This window comes from Novosphingobium sp. (assembly GCF_036803765.1).
Classification (GTDB): Bacteria; Pseudomonadota; Alphaproteobacteria; order Sphingomonadales; family Sphingomonadaceae; genus Novosphingobium.
On record NZ_DAIRTS010000055.1, the window covers coordinates 1 to 4912 of the forward strand.

At 67.0% G+C, this 4912-nt stretch carries 4 protein-coding genes, 1 tRNA gene and 1 pseudogene; 4 read left to right on the top strand and 2 right to left on the bottom strand.

The window, feature by feature from the left end; all coding sequences use genetic code 11:
* A pseudogene (locus tag V7Q48_RS18215) lies at positions 1-227 on the top strand (YifB family Mg chelatase-like AAA ATPase); the annotation flags it as partial.
* 170 nt (positions 228-397) lie between these two features.
* Here V7Q48_RS18215 and V7Q48_RS18220 read toward each other — a convergent pair.
* The gene (locus V7Q48_RS18220) at positions 398-2518 is read right to left on the bottom strand and encodes an acetate--CoA ligase family protein (protein ID WP_333840676.1); all 2121 of its coding nucleotides are present in this window, start codon (positions 2516-2518) and stop codon (positions 398-400) included.
* Between the two features lie 220 nt (positions 2519-2738).
* On the opposite strand from V7Q48_RS18220, the gene V7Q48_RS18225 reads away from it, so the two are divergent.
* From V7Q48_RS18225 to V7Q48_RS18235, 3 genes are all read left to right on the top strand, one after another.
* Positions 2739-2812: transfer RNA gene (locus V7Q48_RS18225), tRNA-Gly, on the top strand.
* A 189-nt stretch (positions 2813-3001) separates the two neighbouring features.
* On the top strand, positions 3002-4240 hold the full coding sequence (locus tag V7Q48_RS18230; protein ID WP_333840678.1) for a tyrosine-type recombinase/integrase: 1239 nt from the start codon (positions 3002-3004) through the stop codon (positions 4238-4240).
* Entirely contained in the window at positions 4237-4560 is a 324-nt protein-coding gene (locus V7Q48_RS18235; protein WP_333840680.1) for a hypothetical protein, read from the top strand. Before V7Q48_RS18230 ends, V7Q48_RS18235 begins: the two co-directional genes overlap by 4 nt.
* A 33-nt stretch (positions 4561-4593) precedes the next feature.
* Here V7Q48_RS18235 and V7Q48_RS18240 read toward each other — a convergent pair.
* Positions 4594-4912 (bottom strand): hypothetical protein (locus tag V7Q48_RS18240; protein WP_333840682.1); only part of this gene is annotated, 319 nt, incomplete at its 5' end.

Genomic DNA, 4912 nt, shown 5'->3' on the forward strand with positions numbered 1-4912 from the left:
ACAATGCCGAACTCGACGGTGAGTGGCTCGAACGCTTCGCCACGCCGGACGAGCCGGGCCGCCAGCTCCTGTTCAAGGCTGCCGAAGCCATCCGCCTGTCCGCGCGCGGCTATACCCGCATCCTGCGCGTGGCGCGCACTATCGCCGATCTCGCCGGTGCCGAAAACGTCGCGCGGGTCCACGTCGCCGAAGCGCTGAGCTATCGGCGCGTGGCCCCGCGCGCCTGAGAGCCCGACCCGAAAGTTCGGCGGCGGAGGGTTGGCGAGAGATTTTGTGTCACCACGAGAAGGCTGAGAGCCCAGCGATGCCGGAGGCATCGTGGCGAACAGCCGCCGCTGTGGTGGCGCAAAAGACCCGCCAAGCCGACCCGCAGGACTTTCGGGTCGGGCTCTGAGGTTCAGTCCACCAGCATCAGCGCATCGAGCGCGACCACGCCCTCGCCCAGCGGGTGCAGGATCACCGGGTTGAGGTCGATCTCGCGGATCGAGGGTTCGGCGCGCAGCACTTGCCCGACCTTGACGATCAACGCCGCCAGCGCGGGCACGTCAAGCGCCGGTGCGCCGCGATAGCCCGACAGCAGCGCCGCGCTCTTGAGCTGCATCAGCTCGGCGATTACCGCCTCTTCGGTGAGGTCCGCGGTCAGCAGGCGCACGTCCTGCAGGATTTCCGCCGTCACGCCGCCGAAGCCCGCCAGCACCACCGGCCCCCATTCGGGATCGTTCTTCGCACCGACGATCATCTCGACGCCGCGCTTGCCCATGCCCTCGATCAGCACGCCGTCGAGCGCGATCGCGGCGTCATAGGCCGCGACGCTGGCATGCATCTTCGCCCAGGCTGCGCGCACCGCATCGCCATCGGCGAGGTTGAGGATCACGCCGCCGGCATCGCTCTTGTGGCTGAGGGCGGCGGCCTGCGCCTTCATCGCCACGGGATAGCCGATGGCCTCGGCCGCCTGGACCGCGCTCTCCGCATCCGCGGCGAACGCGCCCTTGGGGAACGAGACGCCCGCCGGGCTAAGCAGGCGCTTGGACTTGTATTCGGGGATCACGCCGGTTTCGTCCGACAGGCCCGCCACCGGCAGCGCCGGCGCATCGGTCGCCGAAAGGTCGCGCGCCGACCAGTGCGTCAGCCGGGTGATCGCCCGCAGCGCGCGTTCGGTGGTGGGGAACCACGGGATGCCGGCGGCGCGCAGCGCGGCGATGCGCTCGGCGGGAACCTCGGCGCCTTCGTCCAGCCCGGCGAAGACCAGCGGCTTGGTCAGCGTGCGGCCCTCGACCGCGGCAAGGATCGGCGGAAACTTGATCGCGCAGGTGATCGCCTCGGCCTGGATGATCCCGGCGAGCACGGTGCCGACGCGATCGTCGTCAAGCAGAGCCGCCAGCGTGCGCGTGTAGATCGCCGGTTCCGACAGCCCCTGCGCGGTGATGTCGAGCGGGTTCGACACCGGCACGAAGGGCGGCAGCGCGGCGCGCAGCGCGGGCGAATCCTCGTCGTGCAGCGGGGCCAGCGGCAGGCCCAGTTCCTCGGCAAGGTCGAGCGTCAGCGCCTTGAATGCGCCCGACTCGCCCAGCACCGCCGTCGCGCCCGACGGCGCGATCGGGCAGCGCGCGGCGATCTCGGCCACGTCGCCCAGTTCCTCGAGCGTTTCGGCGAAGATCACCCCGGCGCGTGCGACCATCGCGCGCATCAGCTTGTAGTCGCCGGCCATGGCCCCGGTGTGCGTCGCCGCACTCTCGCGCGCGGCGCTAGACTTGCCGGGGTGCAGCAACACGACCGGCTTGCCCGCGGCATGAGCGCGGCGCGCCGCGGCCAGGAAGCGCTGCGGCTGACGGAACTGCTCGACGATCATGGCGATGGCGTGCGTATCCGGGTCATCGACCAGCCAATCGACGAAGTCCTCAACCCCGCTCGCCGCCTCGTTGCCGGTGGAGACCGAATAGGACACCCCGCAATCGCGCGCCAGCAGCATGGTGCCGAGCACCGCGGCCATCGCCCCCGACTGCGAGACGATGCCCACCGCGCGCTTGCCCGCGGGCGGTACGGCATTGGTTTCCACGAACGTCAGCGGGATGCGATCGACATAATTGACGAGGCCAAGGCAGTTCGGCCCCTCGACGACCATGCCGGCTTCGGCCGCGAGCCGCGCGATCTCGCGTTGTTCGGCCAGGCCTTCCTCGCCGCCCTCGGCAAAACCGGCGGAGAAGATGACCACGCCGCCTGCCTTTCGCGCAGCCAGCCCGCGCACGGCATCGAGCACGCCGGCGCGCGGGATCGCCAGCACCGCGACGTCGACACCCTCGGGCAGCGCGTCGACGCTGGGATAGCAGGGGCGCCCGCCGATCGTCTCGCGCTTGGGATTCACCGGATAGACCGCCCCGGCATAGCCGTTGCGATCGAGATTGCTCAGCAGCGTGGCGCCGAGCGCCCCCGGCTTGTCCGACGCGCCAACCACCGCGACCGACTGCGGCCGCAGGAAGCGGGCGATCGCCGCGTGCGAAAGAACGGATTCAACAGCCATGACATCCTCCGAATTTCGCTATGATCTATAACAATCATCGAAAGCGGACAAGAGCCGTGACGTGCCCGGAAGACCGGGTGCGCAACTGTCGACGGTATAGCCCTGCCGCGTCCGCCAGGCCCGCAATCTCCGGCTATCTGGGGGTTTTGCCCGGCCGACACGACGCAACACGGTTGACGAGCCGCCGCCACCCGTGGCAAGCGCTCACGGCATCGAGCGGGCGGGTATAGCTTAGTGGTAAAGCCCTAGCCTTCCAAGCTAGTTATGCGGGTTCGATTCCCGCTACCCGCTCCAACTTGCCGTCCAGCCGCGTCCATATCCGGCTAGACATACCCCCAAAATCCACGGTATTTCAGGCCTTATCGGGCCAATCACGTCCAGTTGCGTCCACCTCTAGCCACCCACCTGTGGGGGTAGGATTGGGGGGAGCGCGAAACGGCTGGGGGTAGCAATCATGGGCCTGGGGGTATGCAAGGGCAGGCCATGGCGCTGACAGATATTGCGATCCGGCAGGCAAAGCCGGCGGCGAAACAATACAAGATCGCGGACGGCGCGGGGTTGTACCTGCTGGTGACGCCAGCCGGGGGGAAGCTCTGGCGGCTGAAATATCGCGTGGCCGGCAAGGAAAAGCTGCTGGCGTTCGGCGCCTATCCCGAAGTGAGCCTGGCCGATGCCCGCAAGCGCCGGGAGGAAGCGCGCGAACAGATTGCTGCCAACAAGGATCCTTCGCGGGAAAAGAAGCGGGCTAAGGTGCGGCAGCGGGCCGAGGCCATGAACACCTTCGCTATCATCTCTGCCGAATACTGCGCCAAGCGGAAAAGCGACGGGGAAGGCGGCTGGTCTGCGGCCACGGCCAAGCGCAGCGAATATCTGTTGTCCCGCCTGAATGCCGCCCTGGGAAGCCTGCCAATTGGCGAAATCGAGCCAAGCGACATCCTTGCTGCCGTCCGCAAGATCGAAGGCAAAGGCGCGCTGGAAAGTGCCAGGCGGACATTGCAACTGGCTGGCATGGTGTTCCGCTATGCCGTGGCAACGGCGCGGCTGGCGTCCGATCCCACGCGCGATCTGCGCGGCGCCCTGGCAACGCCCAAGGTAACGCATTACGCGGCGATCCTGGAGCCGGTGAAGGTGGGCGAGCTGCTGCGCGCCATAGACGGCTATGAAAGCATGGGCCTTACCCGGCTGGCGCTGCAACTGGCGCCCCATGTGTTCGTGCGGCCTGGTGAGCTGCGCCAGGCCCGGTGGGAGGAAATCGACCTGGACGCGGCGCTGTGGACGATTCCAGCCGCGAAAACCAAGATGCGCAAGGATCATCGCGTTCCGCTGTCCCGCCAGGCTGTGGCGATCCTGCGCGAGCTGAACGCCATTACCGGCCCTGCTGGCTATGTGTTTCCCTCGATCCGCACGCGCGCCAGGCCCATGAGCGAGAACACCTTGAACGCGGGCCTGCGCCGGCTGGGCTATGCCAGCGACGAAATGACGGCACACGGGTTCCGGGCGATGGCCGCGACGCTGCTGAACGAATGCGGCAAATGGCACCCCGATGCGATCGAGCGGGCGCTTGCGCATGGCGATGCTGACAAGGTGCGGGCTGCGTATACCCGCGGCGCTTACTGGCAGGAGCGGGTGGCGATGGCCCAATGGTGGAGCGACCATCTCGATACCCTGCGCAAAGGCGCGGACGTGGTGTCAATCAATCGAGCAAAGGGAAAAGGGAAATGAGCAAGTGGGATGCTGCACAGTTGGCCTTAGAGATCGCCCGCCGCGATGAAGATGGCCACCACCAAGCGGTGTGGTTGCCATGTTACGAGGCGGCCGAGAAAGGCGGCACACCGATACCTGGTGCGATCGAGGCAGAGGCCGACCGGTTGACCGAGGCGCGCTGCGCAGCCGAAAACGCGCTGATTGCTACCCATGCACCCGATCTGTCAGCCGCGATCTTGAAGATTGAGTACGCCCGCAAGCGCTGGGCAGACTTTGCCCATTGGCCAGAAACCTGGTGGGCAGCGATCATGGCCGATCTTCATCGCTTGGCAGCATGACCGGTGGCCATGCGTGTTCCATCGTTGCGCGAACTACGCCACGATCGCCCGGCAAACGTCGTCATCCTGCCAACGGCTGCACCGCGCCAAGTGAGGCAGCATTCCGGGCGCGTTGCCGATCGCAAGGCTCATGCGAACGCGGCCCGCCAGTTGGCCGATAACCAGCATGTTGCCTTCCCCTTCAAGTTTCCCGGCCAAAGGGAAGCCGAACGGCGGGCCGAATCCACCCGCCTCCGGCCAGATGTACCGGTGTTCGACCCAAGCAACCCTGTTCACCTGCGCGCCTGGGAAAGCCTGTGGGGCTCTGTTGCAAAGATTGGCGGCAGTCAGAGGTAGGCTGTCGCTCTGCGCC